At 44.4% G+C, this 16,754-nt stretch carries 16 protein-coding genes and 1 riboswitch; of the genes, 6 read left to right on the top strand and 10 right to left on the bottom strand.

Annotated features, from left to right (window positions below):
• Window positions 1-68: 68 nt before the first annotated feature.
• The 8 genes from thiE to PR808_RS19390 form a co-directional block, all read right to left on the bottom strand.
• Window positions 69-734: a thiamine phosphate synthase gene (gene thiE / locus PR808_RS19425; protein WP_206086800.1), complete on the bottom strand. Its 666-nt coding sequence runs from the start codon at window positions 732-734 to the stop codon at window positions 69-71.
• Entirely contained in the window at window positions 718-2,703 is a 1,986-nt protein-coding gene (thiC, locus tag PR808_RS19420) for a phosphomethylpyrimidine synthase ThiC (protein ID WP_206086799.1), read from the bottom strand. Before thiC ends, thiE begins: the two co-directional genes overlap by 17 nt.
• 147 nt (window positions 2,704-2,850) lie before the next feature.
• Window positions 2,851-2,962: riboswitch (TPP riboswitch) on the bottom strand.
• A 208-nt stretch (window positions 2,963-3,170) separates the two neighbouring features.
• Window positions 3,171-3,833, bottom strand: a complete 663-nt coding sequence (locus tag PR808_RS19415) for an HAD family hydrolase (protein WP_272539918.1) — start codon at window positions 3,831-3,833, stop codon at window positions 3,171-3,173.
• 18 nt (window positions 3,834-3,851) lie between these two features.
• Complete coding sequence (locus PR808_RS19410) at window positions 3,852-4,868, bottom strand: ABC transporter ATP-binding protein (protein ID WP_272539928.1); 1,017 nt, start codon at window positions 4,866-4,868, stop codon at window positions 3,852-3,854.
• The gene (locus PR808_RS19405; protein WP_225820913.1) at window positions 4,868-5,692 is read right to left on the bottom strand and encodes an ABC transporter permease; all 825 of its coding nucleotides are present in this window, start codon (window positions 5,690-5,692) and stop codon (window positions 4,868-4,870) included. The genes PR808_RS19410 and PR808_RS19405 overlap by 1 nt, the downstream gene beginning before the upstream one ends.
• Window positions 5,682-6,584 (bottom strand): ABC transporter permease, encoded by a 903-nt coding sequence (locus tag PR808_RS19400; protein WP_206086794.1) that lies wholly within the window; start codon window positions 6,582-6,584, stop codon window positions 5,682-5,684. The genes PR808_RS19405 and PR808_RS19400 overlap by 11 nt, the downstream gene beginning before the upstream one ends.
• On the bottom strand, window positions 6,584-7,399 hold the full coding sequence (locus PR808_RS19395; RefSeq protein WP_272539917.1) for an alkaline phosphatase family protein: 816 nt from the start codon (window positions 7,397-7,399) through the stop codon (window positions 6,584-6,586). The genes PR808_RS19400 and PR808_RS19395 overlap by 1 nt, the downstream gene beginning before the upstream one ends.
• Window positions 7,400-7,431: 32 nt before the next feature.
• A complete protein-coding gene (locus PR808_RS19390) occupies window positions 7,432-8,484 on the bottom strand; it encodes an ABC transporter substrate-binding protein (protein WP_225820915.1) in 1,053 nt (350 codons plus the stop codon).
• Window positions 8,485-8,749: 265 nt separating this feature from the next.
• Between PR808_RS19390 and nudC the strand changes: the two genes are divergently transcribed.
• From nudC to PR808_RS19360, 6 genes are all read left to right on the top strand, one after another.
• On the top strand, window positions 8,750-9,541 hold the full coding sequence (nudC, locus tag PR808_RS19385) for an NAD(+) diphosphatase (RefSeq protein ID WP_272539916.1): 792 nt from the start codon (window positions 8,750-8,752) through the stop codon (window positions 9,539-9,541).
• 92 nt (window positions 9,542-9,633) lie between these two features.
• Complete coding sequence (gene hemE, locus PR808_RS19380) at window positions 9,634-10,698, top strand: uroporphyrinogen decarboxylase (protein WP_272539915.1); 1,065 nt, start codon at window positions 9,634-9,636, stop codon at window positions 10,696-10,698.
• A gap of 108 nt (window positions 10,699-10,806) precedes the next feature.
• On the top strand, window positions 10,807-11,478 hold the full coding sequence (nfi, locus tag PR808_RS19375) for a deoxyribonuclease V (RefSeq protein ID WP_206086789.1): 672 nt from the start codon (window positions 10,807-10,809) through the stop codon (window positions 11,476-11,478).
• Window positions 11,479-11,552: 74 nt separating this feature from the next.
• Window positions 11,553-12,140, top strand: a complete 588-nt coding sequence (locus PR808_RS19370) for a YjaG family protein (RefSeq protein WP_206086788.1) — start codon at window positions 11,553-11,555, stop codon at window positions 12,138-12,140.
• 199 nt (window positions 12,141-12,339) lie between these two features.
• A complete protein-coding gene (locus tag PR808_RS19365) occupies window positions 12,340-12,612 on the top strand; it encodes an HU family DNA-binding protein (protein ID WP_206086787.1) in 273 nt (90 codons plus the stop codon).
• 89 nt (window positions 12,613-12,701) lie between these two features.
• Complete coding sequence (locus PR808_RS19360) at window positions 12,702-13,328, top strand: DUF1481 domain-containing protein (RefSeq protein ID WP_206086786.1); 627 nt, start codon at window positions 12,702-12,704, stop codon at window positions 13,326-13,328.
• A 210-nt stretch (window positions 13,329-13,538) separates the two neighbouring features.
• On the opposite strand, the gene purD is transcribed toward PR808_RS19360, so the two are convergent.
• The gene (gene purD, locus PR808_RS19355; protein WP_206086785.1) at window positions 13,539-14,822 is read right to left on the bottom strand and encodes a phosphoribosylamine--glycine ligase; all 1,284 of its coding nucleotides are present in this window, start codon (window positions 14,820-14,822) and stop codon (window positions 13,539-13,541) included.
• 17 nt (window positions 14,823-14,839) lie between these two features.
• A complete protein-coding gene (gene purH, locus PR808_RS19350; RefSeq protein ID WP_272539914.1) occupies window positions 14,840-16,429 on the bottom strand; it encodes a bifunctional phosphoribosylaminoimidazolecarboxamide formyltransferase/IMP cyclohydrolase in 1,590 nt (529 codons plus the stop codon).
• Between the last annotated feature and the right edge of the window lie 325 nt (window positions 16,430-16,754).

Here is a 16,754-nt window from a genome sequence, read left to right as displayed (position 1 = left end):
ATTCCTCGAATTATCAACCGTGTGTCTATTTCACTAAATACACGGCTAATTATTTGATTATGAATTAATTAACAAGCGCGATGACGCTCAATTAAATTCAGTAACGTTTCAGTGGCTGCCCGCCAATCATCGGCTTTGGTAATTGCACTGACCAGTGCCACACTGCCAACACCTGTTGCTAAAACAGCAGGTACGCGCTCAATGGATATTCCACCAATGGCGACAGTTGGGTAATCAGGTGTTGCCTCAACCATCGCTTTTAGCGTTTCCAATCCTTGAGGAGATGACGGCATCTCTTTGGTTTGTGTGGGGAAAATATGCCCCATTGCAATATAAGAGGGGCGCACGGATTTGGCGATGGCTAACTCATGTTCATCGTGAGTTGAAATGCCTAACCGAAGCCCTGCTTGGTGGATTGCCAGCAAGTCAGTGGTTTCCAAATCCTCTTGACCAAGGTGTACGCCGTAAGCGCCAAACTCCACGGCTAAGCGCCAGTAGTCGTTGATAAATAACCGTGCGTTATGTTTTTTACCCAAAGCAATAGCTTTTTGGATATCATCGCGTACATCAGCATCCGCTTTGTCTTTGATGCGTAATTGAAGGGTGGAAACACCTGCACTAAGCAGGCGTTCAATCCATTCAACGGAATCAACAACAGGGTAGAGACCGAGGTATTGCTCGGTTTCGGGGAATGGCGATGTTGGCGTAATAATAGGATTAGGCGATTTTTTCATTATCAGCGACCTCTGCATTCACAATTTCTGCGCCATGGTATAGCTCGCTACCGTGGGCTCGGAAGGCTTCAGACATCTGTTCCATACCCGCTTCTTTTTCGTTTGCTTCTTTTTGGGCTGCGTAATCACGTACTTCTTGGGAGATTTTCATCGAACAGAATTTCGGCCCACACATTGAACAGAAATGGGCAATTTTCCCCGAAGCTTGTGGCAAGGTTTCATCGTGATATTTACGTGCGGTTTCGGGGTCTAATGCCAAGTTAAATTGGTCTTCCCAACGGAATTCGAAACGTGCTTTTGACATGGCATTGTCGCGAATTTGTGCACCTGGGTGGCCTTTGGCAAGGTCAGCTGCGTGCGCTGCAATTTTATAGGTGATAAGCCCTTGTTTAACATCGTCTTTGTTCGGCAGGCCCAAATGCTCTTTTGGTGTGACATAACAGAGCATTGCACAACCAAACCAGCCGATCATTGCTGCACCAATGCCTGAGGTAAAGTGGTCATAACCTGGTGCAATATCGGTTGTGAGCGGCCCTAAGGTATAGAATGGGGCTTCGTGGCAATGCTCCAACTCTTCCGTCATGTTGCGGCGGATCATCTGCATCGGTACGTGGCCGGGGCCTTCAATCATCACTTGGACATCATATTCCCACGCAATTTTGGTTAACTCGCCAAGGGTATGAAGTTCGGCAAATTGTGCGGCATCGTTTGCATCTTGGATGGAGCCTGGGCGCAAGCCATCACCTAATGACAAGGAAACGTCGTAAGCGGCACAAATTTCACAAATTTCGCGGAAGTTTTCGTACAGGAAGTTTTCTTGGTGATGAGATAAACACCATTTTGCCATGATAGAACCACCGCGCGAGACAATGCCCGTCAAGCGTTTAGCGGTCATTGGTACGTAACGCAGCAAGACTCCAGCATGGATAGTAAAGTAGTCAACGCCTTGCTCGGCTTGTTCTAATAACGTATCGCGGAACATTTCCCACGTCAGGTTTTCCGCTACGCCATTGACTTTTTCAAGGGCTTGGTAGATGGGAACCGTGCCGATGGGGACTGGGCTATTACGTAAAATCCATTCACGGGTTTCATGGATGTAGCGGCCCGTGGACAAATCCATTACGGTATCTGCGCCCCAGCGCGTTGACCAAATCAGTTTTTCCACTTCCTCTTCGATGGATGAAGTGACCGACGAGTTGCCGATATTGGCGTTCACTTTCACCAAGAAGTTACGGCCAATAATCATCGGCTCAGATTCAGGGTGATTGATATTGGCTGGGATGATGGCGCGACCCGCGGCGACTTCTTGGCGAACAAACTCAGGCGTGATGTTTTCGGGCAAATTAGCCCCAAAGCCTTGCCCTGGATGTTGTTGCAGCAAAACCTCACCACGAATACGTTCACGACCCATATTTTCGCGGATGGCGATAAACTCCATTTCTGGGGTAATGATGCCTTTACGAGCGTAGTGAAGTTGGGTGACGCATTTGTTGGTTTGCGCTTTTAATGGGTGTGGGCGGTTGTTAAAGCGTAAGTGGTCGAGACCCGCATCAGCGAGACGCTGTTGTGTGAAGTCAGAACTTAAGTTTTCGACTTCGGTGGTGTCTGAACGTTCGTTTATCCACGGTGCGCGAATTTTTTTCAGGCCTTTGTGAACGTTGAGTTCTGATGTTGGGTCGCCGTAAGGGCCTGAGGTATCGTAGATAGGAACGGGTTCGTTATCTTCAAATTGCGGGTTATCTTTGTCGCCACCAATGAGGGTTTGCGAAAGCTGGATTTCTCGCATCGGGACTTGAATATCGTCTCTTGAACCTTGGAGATAAATACGCTCAGAATTCGGAAATGAAACACCAGAAACGGTGTTGATAAAGTTTTCAGCAGCGTCACGTTGGGCCTTACGCGTGCGAGCAGGTGCAGCTTGTGGGGATAAATCAGCGGTCGGTATAACATTATTTGTAATATTGGACATAGCAATTTCCTGACATTGTCACGGCTATGATGCAAAGCGCACCAAGCGGGTTTATCGAAAGAAAGTTGCTTGTCAGGAGTTCGGAGGAGTAATAAAAAAGACGTTGCGTTTAAATTTTCACCAAAAGGAAAAGGTCAAAAATGGCGCTGAGTGATTACTCTTGTTCCCTTCGCGGGTATTAACCCGATCAGGTTCCGCGGATCCCGAATTAACGGTCTCAGCCTGATGCTATGCATACTAGGCACTCCGACAAGAGATTTCAGTATAAGCTTTCCTCGTCATTCTTCAAGCGATAAGTGCGTTGGCTGCGCTCGGCTCCCCAAGTCACATACTTATGTATGCTCATCGGGATAATTCTATTTATCTCCTTCCTCTAGCACGAATAATTTAGAGGAACCTTTGAAAGGCAAGTTAGTTAAAACCTAAAACCTAAAAAATTGAAATCAAGGTTCGGATAACAATAAGGTTTATAAATTCCACTGATATTGCGGCCAATTATTTTCATTGGCGGCTTGGAGAAGTCGGTGGTCGCCGTTGACAATAAACGTTTCGTCGGCGAATTGGCACATCGGGAGGTCGTTAGCAGAGTCGGTGTAGAAGTATACATACGCATCGGTGATTGGCTGGTGGCGAACCCAATTCATAAGGCGTTTAACCTTACCTTCCTTAAAGGTTGGAATACCATCAATTTCGGTCGTATAGCAGCCATTTTGCTGCTTAATATCAATGCCCATGGCGACATCGGCATTGAGTTGAGCCGCGATCTTTTTGACAATAAATGAAACGGTTGCAGAGATCACAATAATCGGGATCCCCTTGGCGCGGTAGCGGGCGATCGTTTGACTCGCTTCAGGGTAGATCTTTGGTAAAACCACGCTTTGCACGAAATCATCCAGCCAGATATCCACTTGTTCCGTTTTGATATTAGCGAGGGTTTGCAGGTTAAAATGCAGGTAAGTCGGCATATCCAAAGTGCCTGCATTATACTGCGCCATCATGGCTTTATCGGCTTCCACAAACTGCGGGTCACTGATGATTTGCTTATCCCACAGGTATTGTGTCCACAATACGCTGCTATCCCCTTGAATCAACGTATCATCTAAGTCAAAAATGGCTAATTGGTTTTGCATTATATTCCTATCGTATGATTAGCTAAGTGCGCGAATTTCATTTTTATTAAACATTAACTCAAGGCGGGTGCCAGGTTCAAATAAACGTTCAGAAGAGCGATTGAGTAGGTCGACGGTCATATCTCCTACAGGGGTATTCACGCTATAACGAATAATATTGCCAAGCAACTGATGATCTAAAATCACGGCATCCACAGGGTGAGAAATATGTGTACCGTATTGGCGACCCGCTTCTTTCACATAAATAGATTCAGGGCGGATGGCGAGTGTACCCTGTAAATTTAACCCTAACATGGTATTGGCTTTGTGAGCATCCACCAAATTGTAGTGCCCCATAAAACGAGCAACAAACTCGTTCGCTGGCTGGGTATAAATATTCTCTGCCGTATCACTTTGTACGATCTGCCCTTTATTCATCAAAAAGATCCTATCAGACATGATCATCGCTTCGTCTTGGTCATGGGTGACAAAAATCGTCGTTAGCCCAAGTTCCCGCTGAATATGTCGAATTTGCTGGCGCAAATGCTTACGAATGCGTGCATCAAGGGCGGATAACGGCTCGTCGAGTAATAAAATTTGCGGTTTCATTACTAGCGCCCTTGCTAGTGCCACGCGTTGGCGCTGTCCGCCTGACAATTGGTGGGGAAATTGCTGCTCTTTACCTTGCAATTCAACCAGTTCGATTACTTCTGCAACGGCTTTGGTTCTTTCGTTGCTATCGATTTTACGTATTTTTAAGCCGAAGGCGATATTGTCTGCGACGGTCATATTGGGGAATAGCGCATAGCTTTGAAACACCATGCCCACACCGCGTTGTTGGGCAGGTTGGTGAGTAATATTTTTGTGGTTAATATAAAGCTCACCACTATTAGGTTGCTCAAGGCCTGCAATACAGCGTAATAACGTTGATTTCCCGCAACCACTTGGCCCTAATAGGGTGATAAATTCGCCTTTTTCAATGGTAAATTGAATATCGGCGAAGACCTGATTTGACCCGAAAGATTTCGTTAAGTTTTCAGCAATAACATAGCTCATCATTCATCTCCTGAACGATTTAAACGCATTGCTAACCACGTCAGCAATAACGTAAATAAGAAGTAAGACATCACTAGTGCAGAAGTGAAGTGCCCACTGGTTTGGCGCATATTGAACAAGTAGATTTGCAAGGTCTCATAACGTGTTCCCACTAAAATATTGGCAAACACAAACTCACCCATCAAAAATGAAAATGAAATTAATAATGAAACCAACATGCCTTTGCGAATATTTGGCAGCACAATCATCATGAAAGCATTAAAGGTATTTGCCCCCAGCAAATGTGCCGCATCCATTAGGTCATGTAAGTTAATCCCTTGAAAACTATTGGCGAGGGCGCGGTACATAAATGGCAGTGTGATGGTGAAATAGGTGCCAATTAAGATCCATGGAGTGCCCACTAACATAAATGGTTCATCCGCGAAAATTTGCAATAAACCGACGGACGACACCACGGGGGGGATCGCAAAAGGGAGGATTATCAATAAATCCATTAGCCCTTTTAGCTTGGGAAAGCGATAAAACACAGCAAATGTCATCGGTAAAATGACCAAGGTACTGATTAACAGCGTGCCAAAACAGATAATCAACGAACGGCCAAATGCCATTAAAAACCGCGGGTCTTGCCACAATTGCAGATACCATTTAATGGACAAAGCATCGGGTAACACGGTTGCGCCCCAAGAACTGGCGATGGAATACACAAACGTAGCAATAATAGGCAGTGCTAATAAGCTGGCAACACTGATTAGCACTAACTTATGAAACCATAATCCAGAGTTCTTATTGGTTATTATAGGGCTAATCACATTGTTATTTTGCATGGTAGCTCCGCTTGATTAACCAATGATGGATACCCGTGATAAACCCTAAGATAGCGATAAGTAGGACAGATAACGCCGCCGCCATATTTGGCTCGAGGAATAAATCACCAGACACTAAGCTGGCAATACGGATGGTCACAAGGTTGTAGTTACCGCTAGTTAATGCATAGGTACTGGCGTACGCACCCATCGCATTGGCAATTAAGATAATAAAAGTGCCAAGTAAAGCTGGGGAAAGCACTGGAATAGCGACTTTCAACCAATAGGTTAATTTGCTGGCCCCCATAGTTTTTGCCGCATCTTCCCACTCAGGTTTGAGGGCATCAAAGGCAGGGTAGAGCAACAATACACCGAGTGGAATTTGAAAATAGACATAAAGCAGCATTAACCCGCTGGCGCTGTAGATATTAAAATCTTCGATAATCCCCCACGCTTTGAGCTGCAAAGTGATTGCGCCATTAAAGCCCAAAATAATGATAAACGCGAAGGCCAGCGGAACGCCGCTAAAGTTACTTGCCATAGTGGTGAATGAAATCATCATTCGGCGCACCTTGCCTTGCATCTTGTAGATAGAAAAGGCGGTAACACTAGCGATAAACAAACCGATCACGCTACAAATCAACGATAACCATAAGGTATTTTCGAAGGCTTGCAGGTAAAAATCATTGGTAAACACATCAAAGTAATTACCTAAGGACCAGGCTTCTTCATAGATAAAACTGTTGATAAACACCCAAATCATCGGGGCGAGTTGAAATAGGCCAAACAATACAAAAAAGGGCAACAAGAGTAATGCTGCGCGCCAATGAAAACGGGCAAAGGTTTTTTTTAACATGGCCATTTTCCCCAGCTGTGGTTGGGCTTGCTCGTAGGGCGCAGTCAGGTCAGCCATCATTCATCTCCTTGTAATAGCGCATCACACACAGGCTTGTCGAGCGGGTCGATACCCAATAAACGGCATACTGTGCCACAAATGTCAGTTTGCTGAATATCACAAGGCTGATGGGCAAATTTTGAACCCATAACAAACAGCGGAACCCAGCACTCTTCGGGGAGTGTACCGCCATGGCTACGGTCATTGTTCATGCCATGGTCACTAGTGACAAGAATTTGATAGCCTTGCTCAATCCATGTTGGGATGTAATTCGACAAAATAATATCGGCATGACGAGCTGCATTGCGGTATTGCGGTGAATCAAACCCGAACTTGTGCCCTGTATCGTCAATGTTCATCGGGTGAATCAACAAGAAGTCAGGATCAAATTGGTTACGCAAATACTCTGCATCCAGCAAGAGATGGTCATCGGGGTAGCTGTCTGCTTGGTAAAAACAGCCGTGCTGAATAGTGAGCAATTCATCGTGCGTAAAGCGGTCGCGAGTCGCCACGAATGGTGCGCGGTTATATAGCTCGCTCACCCAATAATAAGCGGCAGCTGCTGTGGTTTTGCCTGCAAGACGTGCGAGAGAGAAAATGCTGTCAAAGTGGGATAAACGTACAACCTCATTGTTGACGATCCCGCTTTTCACTGGCGGCACACCTGTTAAAATGCATTCATACAACGGGCGGGACATGGAAGGGAGTTCGCACTCCAATTGATAAAGTGTTGCGCTATCGGCTTTGATAAGTCCATTGAGATAGCCCATACACTGATGGGCTACTGAATAACTTAAGCCGTCTAGGACAACAAGTATGACTTTTTCAGACATCAGACTTTTATTCCTAAATTCAACAAATTCAATTACTGCTGGTGGATCAGAACTTGTTGTTGCCACATTTTTGGTAAATTACGCGATGATTTTTCCCAGCCGTCAGCATCTTTGATTGGCTGAACATTTTTATACTGTTCTTCTGGTAGTAATTTTGCTTTAACATCATCAGGTAATGTCAGATATTGGGCACGAATTGGACGAGCATAGCCTTCTGCCAGGTTCAACTGACCTTTATCACTGAAAATAAATTCACGTGCTAACTTGGCCGCATTTGGGTTTTTTGCAAATTTATTGATGATAGTGGTGTAGCCAGAGATCACTGAGCCATCGGATGGAATGACAACAGTAAAACGATCTCGGTTGATCTGATCGCGATAATTCAAGGCGTTAAAGTCCCATAAGATCCCAACTTCCACTTCACCTTTTTCAATATTTGCAACGGTAGGGTCATTGACTGATAGGCGCTTTTGCTTAGCTAACTCAGCAAACAATTCAATGGCAGGTTTAAGGTTATTTTCATCACCACCGCGGGCAAATGCAGCGGCTAAAACGGCATTGTTGGCTTGTGCTGCAATGCCAACATCACCTACGGTGACTTTGTATTTGCCTTTTAATAAGTCGTCCCAACTTTTTGGTGCATCTTTAACTAAGTCATTATTAATCATAAAGGCAATTGAACCGGTATAGGCTAATGCCCAGTGGCCATCTTTATCTTTTGCCCAATCAGGAATTTGTGACCATGTGGTGGGTTTATAAGGCTGGGTGACTCCTTTTTGTACCGCTACAGGGCCAAACGATGCGCCTACATCACCAATATCTGCCGTTGCGTTATTTTTTTCGGCGGCAAATTTGGCAATTTCTTGTGCGGAACTCATATCCGTATCTTGGTGTTTTAAGCCATATTGCGTGGCTAAATCTTGCCAAGTTCCTTTCCAGTTTGCCCAAGAATCAGGCATCCCAACGCTGTAAACTTGCCCTTCTTTTTTCGCTGCATTGATTAACTCTGTTAAATTAGCATCAGCAGCAAATGTCATACTGGATGCGGTCAGTGATAGTAAAATCGCAGGAACGATAGCTTTCATTGTTTTCTCACTTTTGAGGAACGGTGAACCAGATTGGTTACTGAGCATCCTAATTTTAATTAGTGACAGTGAGTTGACCGTTTTATGACAGTTTTTAGACATTTTAAGGGATGAATTGTCTAAAAACTGTCAAAATTGACAGGGATAGGAAATGAAACAAACGTTTGAATGACATTGTGTCAAAGAAGTGTATTGTGTGATTCGAGACTGATTTTTTATCGACAACCTTTTTATCAACAACAAAAAGCTAAAAAAGATAGAGAAAATGAATAAATTAACGTTAGTAGGAACAGAAAGTGGCTGGTGGTTCGTCTGTTTCGCTGGTCGATTGTGGTTACCGAAAGGGGATATTCCACGCGGCAGTGCTAAAGACTATTCATTAGAAGGTAAAAGTGCGACGCCAATCGGTGAATGGCAAGGGGAAATTGTCTGGCTGATCGCAGAAAAAATGCCATCAGATATGGCGTCTCCGCGGGTTGTTGCAGCGCAAGATGAAGGCTTATTCCGCCTAGCAGGGCGCGGCGTACAACTGGCTGAATTCTATCGTTCCCACCGCTATTGTGGTTACTGTGGTACGGCAATGCGCCACAGTGCAACAGAATGGGCGTGTTTGTGTGATCATTGCCATGAGCGTTATTACCCGCAAATTGCCCCTTGTATTATCGTAGGGATCCGTCGTGATGACCATATTCTCTTGGCGCAGCACCGTCGTCATTCCCAAAACCCATTATTTACCGTATTAGCAGGTTTTGTTGAGGTGGGTGAAACATTAGAAGAAGCCGTTATGCGCGAAGTCATGGAAGAGAGCCAGATAAAAGTGAAAAATATTCGCTACGTCTCTTCACAGCCATGGCCTTTCCCTCATTCCTTAATGATGGGCTTCCTTGCGGATTATGAGAGCGGTGATATTCAGGTTGATCCAAACGAGTTAGTCAGCGCAAATTGGTATCATTACAATAACTTACCGCTTATCCCTCCAGGAGATACTATCGCAAGGCGCCTAATTGAGGACACAGTAGCGTTGTGTCGTCAAAGTGAGTACGAATCGGACAAGTAGCAGTGCGCTGATATTGTTGCCTTTTACATGTTACAATAGCCATCTTTGCTTATAGCCATTTGCGGCGGCCACTAATAATAATGGAGTAAATAATGACTGAGTTAAAAAATGACCGCTATCTACGTGCTCTGCTACGTCAGCCTGTAGATGTGACCCCGGTATGGATGATGCGTCAAGCGGGGCGTTATTTGCCTGAATACAAAGCAACGCGCGCCGAGGCTGGTGATTTTATTGCGCTGTGCAAAAATACTGAGCTTGCGTGTGAAGTGACATTGCAGCCATTACGTCGTTTCCCATTAGACGCCGCAATTTTATTCTCTGATATCCTAACTATCCCTGATGCCATGGGACTTGGACTGTATTTTGAAACAGGCGAAGGTCCTCGTTTTCAAAAGCCTATCTCCTCTGTGGCGGATGTAAAAAACATCCCAATTCCCGATCCTGAAATGGAGCTGGGGTATGTGATGGATGCTGTTCGTGCCATTCGTAAAGCCCTTGAAGGGAGCGTGCCACTAATTGGTTTCTCTGGAAGCCCATGGACATTAGCTACTTACATGGTAGAAGGTGGTAGTAGTAAAGCCTTCACTAAAATCAAAAAAATGATGTATGAAGACCCGAACACACTGCATTTATTATTGGATAAACTGGCGGATAGCGTCATTTTATACTTAAATGCGCAAATTCGTGCGGGCGCACAATCCATTATGATTTTTGATACATGGGGTGGTGTATTAACTAAACGTGATTATTTACAGTTCTCTTTGAACTATATGCATAAGATCATTGATGGATTAATTCGTGAAAACGATGGCCGTCGTGTGCCAGTTACCTTGTTCACCAAAGGTGGCGGACAGTGGTTAGAAGAAATGGCTGCAACTGGTTGTGATGCATTAGGCCTTGATTGGACAACAGAAATTGCCGATGCGCGCCGCCGTGTTGGCGATAAAGTTGCGCTGCAAGGTAATATGGATCCGTCTATGTTGTATGCGCCACCTGCACGTATTGAAGACGAAGTGCAAAATATCCTGTCTGGTTTTGGTCACGGCGAAGGGCATGTTTTCAACTTAGGTCACGGCATCCATCAGGATGTGCCACCTGAACATGCAGGCACATTTGTTGATGCGGTTCACCGTTTCTCTCGCCAATATCATCAGTAGTCATCATTTCTTGATGTTCTTGATTTTTGGTGTATTTATAGAACCTTGTAAGTACACCATTATCATCTATGATTAAGAATAATTAAGTATCGAAGCATTGGATGCGCTATGGTTTTAGATACTCAACAGCTACGAAAAGAACAAACTAGCCAAGCCTCAAAAATCATTTTGCAGGATGAGTTTCCATCATTGAAACTGATTGGTGGGGCGGATGTGGGCTTTGAACAACAAGGCACAATTACCCGTGCAGTGATAGTTGTGTTGTCTTGGCCACAGTTAGAACTCGTTGAGTATCAGATAGCGCGAATCCCGACTCAGTTACCTTATATACCTGGGTTACTTTCTTTTCGTGAAGTGCCTGGTCTAATGGCTGCGTGGGAAAAAATACAGCACAAGCCTGAATTAGTCCTCGTGGATGGGCAAGGTATTGCTCACCCAAGGCGCTTTGGCGTGGCTTGCCATTTTGGTTTACAGGCCAATGTTGCAACGATAGGCGTTGCAAAAAGTCGTTTATGTGGTGATGCAGCTGAATTAGACGACTCTCCCGAAAGTGTTCAGCCATTAATGGCAGGGAAAAATCAACTCGGTTGGGTATTGCGGAGCAAAAAACGCTGCAAACCATTATATGTTTCGCCGGGGTATAAAGTCGGTTTTTCGTCTTCCTTATCGTGGGTTAAGCAGTGTCTAAAGGGTTATAGGTTGCCTGAACCAACACGTTTTGCTGACGGAATTGCATCAAATCGAACGTTTTTTAAGCGAATGAATGAGAAAATCAGCTAATTATCAGCAAAATATGTGGCATTGACAGATTTTCAGGTAAACTGCGAAGTATTAAGATTGATGAGTCAGAAATTATGTTAAGAAATCCCATTCATTTGAGGTTGGAAAAATTAGAAAGCTGGCAACATACAACTTTCATGGCAAGTTTATGTGAAAGAATGTATCCCAACTTTCAGATGTTTTGTCAGCAAACTGAATTTGCCGATGCAAAAGTTTATCGTTCCATCCTTGATTTAGTTTGGGAAACTTTGGTCATTAAAGATAGCAAAGTCAATTTCGACAGTCAGTTAGAGAAATTAGAAGAAATTATCCCATCAGCAGATGATTTCGATATGTATGGTGTGTATCCAGCTATTGATGCCTGTATTGCATTAGGTGAAATCATTCACTCAAAATTGAGTGGGGAAACCCTTGAGCACGCAATATTGGTTAGCGAAGCCTCCATTCGTACGGTTGCCATGCTCGAAATGACTCAAGCAGGGCGGGAAATGACAGATGAAGAACTTAAAGAAATTCCTGCGATTGAAGAAGAGTGGGATATCCAGTGGGACATTTTCCGTTTACTGGCAGCTTGTGAAGAGCGCGACTTAGAGTTAATTAAAGGATTAAAATCTGACCTTCGCGAAGCGGGGGTGAGCAATATAGGTATTACTTTAGGCTAATTTTTACGCTTTCGTTATCGAAAACGTGACTTAGCGCAGTAATGCTGAGTACTAAGACTTCACATTTGCCCCTACTCTGGTCTACATTTAGGGGCGAGAAGAAGTGGCTATCGGGGGCGTGTATCAGGGGCTGTCAATTTGGCATATCCGACGCACTCGATGCTTTGCAAACGATAAACACACTGTGTAAGGATAATTTATGAACAAGACTGAATTAGTTGATGCTATCGCAGAATCAGCAGACCTGACCAAAGTTCAGGCAAAAGCAGCTTTAGAATCTACTCTGAATGCTATTTCTGAAACGCTGAAAAAAGGTGACAGTGTACAACTGGTCGGTTTCGGTACTTTTAAAGTTAGCCACCGTGCTGCTCGTACTGGTCGTAACCCACAAACTAAAGCAGAAATCCAAATTCCTGCGACAACTGTACCAGCTTTCTCTGCCGGTAAAGCACTGAAAGAAGCTGTAAAATAAGTACATTGTATACTCGAATTATCAGAGGGGGTAAGAAACTACCCCTTTTGTTTATTCAAAAAGGGTTGCTGGTATTGGGAGCTCTCTCAATGCTAAGCGCCTGTTCCTCGAATGCACCAAAGCTTCCAGAGTTTAGTGCAAGTGGTTTTATTGCCGATGATGGCGTCATTCGTATGTGGCGGCTGAATGATGCAAAAAGCCAACCCCTTGTCTTGATGATGGTTTACAGTCCTTATAAAGGCACTGATACTTCCGTTAATTTCTTCGAATACCGTTCTGGTAATCTCTGGCAAATTCGCAGCCAAATCTTGAACCAAAAAGGTGGCGATATTACGGAACAGTTACGCTTCGATAAAAATAATGATGTTATTTTTATGCAGCGTGCTCAGGATGGTACTAAAACACCTCTTTCTACCGACGAAATCACGCGTTGGCGCTTTGAAGCAGCTCGGGTACTTGAGACCAACACCGCGCTTATCGTGGGTGGCGTTAAACTTTATCAAGGGCGTTGGCAGCAAGGTAAAGTGACGACTTGCGAAGGTGATGTGAGAGACGTGACTTTCGAACCATATGCTGAAAACTGGTTACAAAGCCGTGCGAAAGTGTGGCATTCTCAGCTGAATTTGGCGTGGTTGGAGTCTTCCGAGGGAAATCAGCTTTTGATGGTGGCGGATACGGATTTTTGCCGCTGGCAGCCTTCTAAAGATTCACTCTAATTTCACCGCTCGTCGTCTTTCAAATCCTAGCGTTGTTGGCTTCGGTGACTTAACCCAATCACATAGTTATCTATGCTTCTGGGCATAAGTAACCTTGCCGCCTAGCTATGCTTCGAAATACTTAGAGCCATTGGCTGCTATTAAAAACAAACAACAATAAAAAAGCTGATAAAAGTTTCCTCTTATCAGCTTGTCGGTTATTGGATTTTATTACTTAATACGTGCGATGGCGCGGTAGCCGATATCGTTGCGATAAAAGCTATCATTCCAGTGAATATTCTTAGCGGCTTCATATGCTTTAGTTTGGGCTTTCTCGATATCATCACCCAACGCGGTCACGCATAGTACACGGCCACCAGCAGTAACGACATCACCATCTTTCATGCGAGTGCCTGCATGGAACACTTTGCTATCAGCGGCTTCAGTGGTTGGCAATCCAGAAATAACATTACCGTTACAGTAATCCCCAGGGTAACCCCCAGCAGCAATGACAACACCTAAAGCAGGGCGCTCATCCCACAGTGAATCTTTGCCTGCCAGCTCACCGTTCGCGCCGGCTAAACACAGTGCGACTAAGTCTGACTGTAACCGCATCATGATAGGTTGTGTTTCAGGATCGCCAAAGCGGCAGTTAAATTCGATAACTTTTGGATTGCCCGCTTTATCAATCATTAACCCTGCGTATAAGAAGCCTTGGTAACGATTACCTTCCTGATCCATGCCTTTAACAGTAGGATAAATCACTTGCTGCATCACACGTTGATGAATTTCATCTGTGACAACTGGAGCGGGAGAGTAAGCCCCCATTCCGCCTGTATTGAGGCCCGTATCACCATCACCAACACGTTTATGGTCTTGGCTAGTGGCCATTGGGATGACATTCTCACCATCGACCATCACGATAAAGCTGGCTTCTTCACCATCAAGAAACTCTTCAATCACAATACGGTGTCCTGCATCGCCAAAGGCATTGCCTGCTAACATATCTTGAACAGCGTCTTTTGCTTCTTGAAGTGTCATCGCGACAATAACACCTTTGCCCGCCGCTAAGCCATCAGCTTTAATCACGATAGGTGCGCCGACTTTATCTAAATACGCTAACGCGGGTTCCACTTCTGTGAAATTTTCATAAGCCGCAGTCGGAATATGATGGCGAGCTAAAAAGTCCTTAGTAAATGCTTTTGAACCTTCAAGTTGTGCAGCCCCTTTTGTTGGGCCAAAAATTGTTAAGCCTGCCGCTTTAAATGCATCGACAACGCCAATCACTAAAGGGGCTTCAGGGCCGACAATCGTTAAATCGATTTGTTTTTCTTTGGCGAACTGCAGCAGGCCATCAATATCAGTAGCAGAAATATTCACATTTTCGATAGCAGACTCAAGTGCTGTTCCTGCGTTACCTGGTGCAACATAAACTTTTTTTGCTAAAGGCGATTGCGCCGCTTTCCACGCTAATGCATGTTCACGGCCACCACCGCCAATAATTAATATATTCATGAATAATCTCCTAATAATTAGTGACGGAAATGGCGCATATTAGTGAAAATCATCGCAATACCATGTTCATTTGCCGCAGCAATGACTTCTTCGTCACGAATTGAGCCACCTGGTTGAATAACACAAGTCACACCAACGGCGGCAGCCGCATCGATACCATCGCGGAATGGGAAGAAAGCATCTGAGGCCATCGCACAGCCTGCAACTTCTAAACCTTCGTCGGCCGCTTTGATCCCCGCAATTTTAGCTGAGTACACACGGCTCATTTGGCCTGCACCAATCCCGATGGTCATGTCATTTTTAGAATAAACAATCGCATTTGACTTAACGAATTTCGCGACTTTCCAGCAGAATAAGGCATCTTTTAGTTCACGTTCAGTAGGTTGGCGTGTCGTAACAACGCGTAGTTCTTCTTTTTCTACCATGCCTAAATCACGGTCTTGGACTAATAAACCACCGTTAACGCGTTTGAAATCTAAGCCTGCAACGGGTTTATTCCATTCACCGCAAACAAGTACGCGAACATTTTGTTTGGTTTCAAGAATCGGTAATGCATCATTTGCTACTGAAGGTGCAATAATGACTTCAACAAATTGACGTTCAATAATAGCTTGTGCAGTTGTTTTATCTAACTGACGGTTAAATGCGATGATACCGCCGAACGCAGAGGTTGGGTCAGTTTTGAATGCATTATTATAAGCTGCATGAATATCTTTGCCGATAGCGACACCACAAGGGTTCGCGTGTTTTACAATCACACAGGCAGGCTCATCGAATGACTTCACACATTCCAGAGCAGCATCGGTATCGGTGATATTATTATAAGAAAGCGCTTTGCCTTGAATTTGCTGTGCGGTTGCAATCGATGCTTCTTTTGGGTTTTCTTCTATATAGAAAGCGGCATCTTGGTGGCTGTTTTCGCCATAACGCATATCTTGTTTTTTGATAAAGTTTAAATTCAATGTGCGAGGGAAACGACCAGAAGGCTGCGTGGTATCACCATAATAAGGGGCAACTAACTCGCCAAAGTAGTTCGCTATCATGCTGTCGTAAGCGGCGGTGTGTTCAAACGCTTTTATGGCCAAGTCAAAACGGGTTGCCCAATTCAGCGAATTTTGGTGACCATCCATTTCATCAATAATAGTTTGGTAGTCATTGCTGTTGACTACGATCGCAACGTCTTTATGATTTTTAGCCGCAGAGCGCACCATGGTTGGGCCCCCGATATCGATATTCTCAACCGCATCTTCTAGTGTGCAGTTTGGTTTTGCTACTGTTTGAGCAAAAGGGTATAAATTCACAACAACCATATCAATAGGCGAAATATCATGTTCTTGCATGATTGCGTCATCAGTGCCACGACGCCCTAAAATGCCACCATGAACTTTCGGGTGCAACGTTTTTACGCGGCCATCCATCATTTCAGGGAATCCCGTGTAATCTGAAACTTCAGTCACGTTAAGACCTGATTCTGCGAGGAGTTTCGCAGTACCGCCAGTTGATAGAAGTTCAACACCACGTTCGGAAAGCGCTTTAGCGAATTCAACAACCCCTGTTTTATCAGACACACTAAGCAGGGCACGACGAATAGGACGAAGCAGTTGCATGAGATAGATCCCTTGGATTTGAATAAATAAGGCAATACGAATATCAATGAGTGAAAAGCCACTGGCTTTTCTTATATACCTATTTATAAAAGCGGAATTTGATTGCTTCTTCAATAGCGATATATAAGTCACTAACAATTTCAGAACATAAAAACAAAATCAATGCTGAAATTTCGCGCTAATTGTAACGCAAACGTTTGCGTAATGCGCGATAAATTTTAAATTATTTTCGCTTTGTGGATAACTTGGTGGATAAGTCAGTATAAGTAGGGGTTTTGCTGTGGAATGCAGCAGTTGAATAAAAAAATGCAAAAAAGGGGTTGCC

The organism is Providencia sp. PROV197 (assembly GCF_028479625.1).
In the GTDB taxonomy this organism is placed as follows: Bacteria; Pseudomonadota; Gammaproteobacteria; order Enterobacterales; family Enterobacteriaceae; genus Providencia; species Providencia vermicola.
This window is presented reverse-complemented; position numbering and strand designations above follow the sequence as displayed.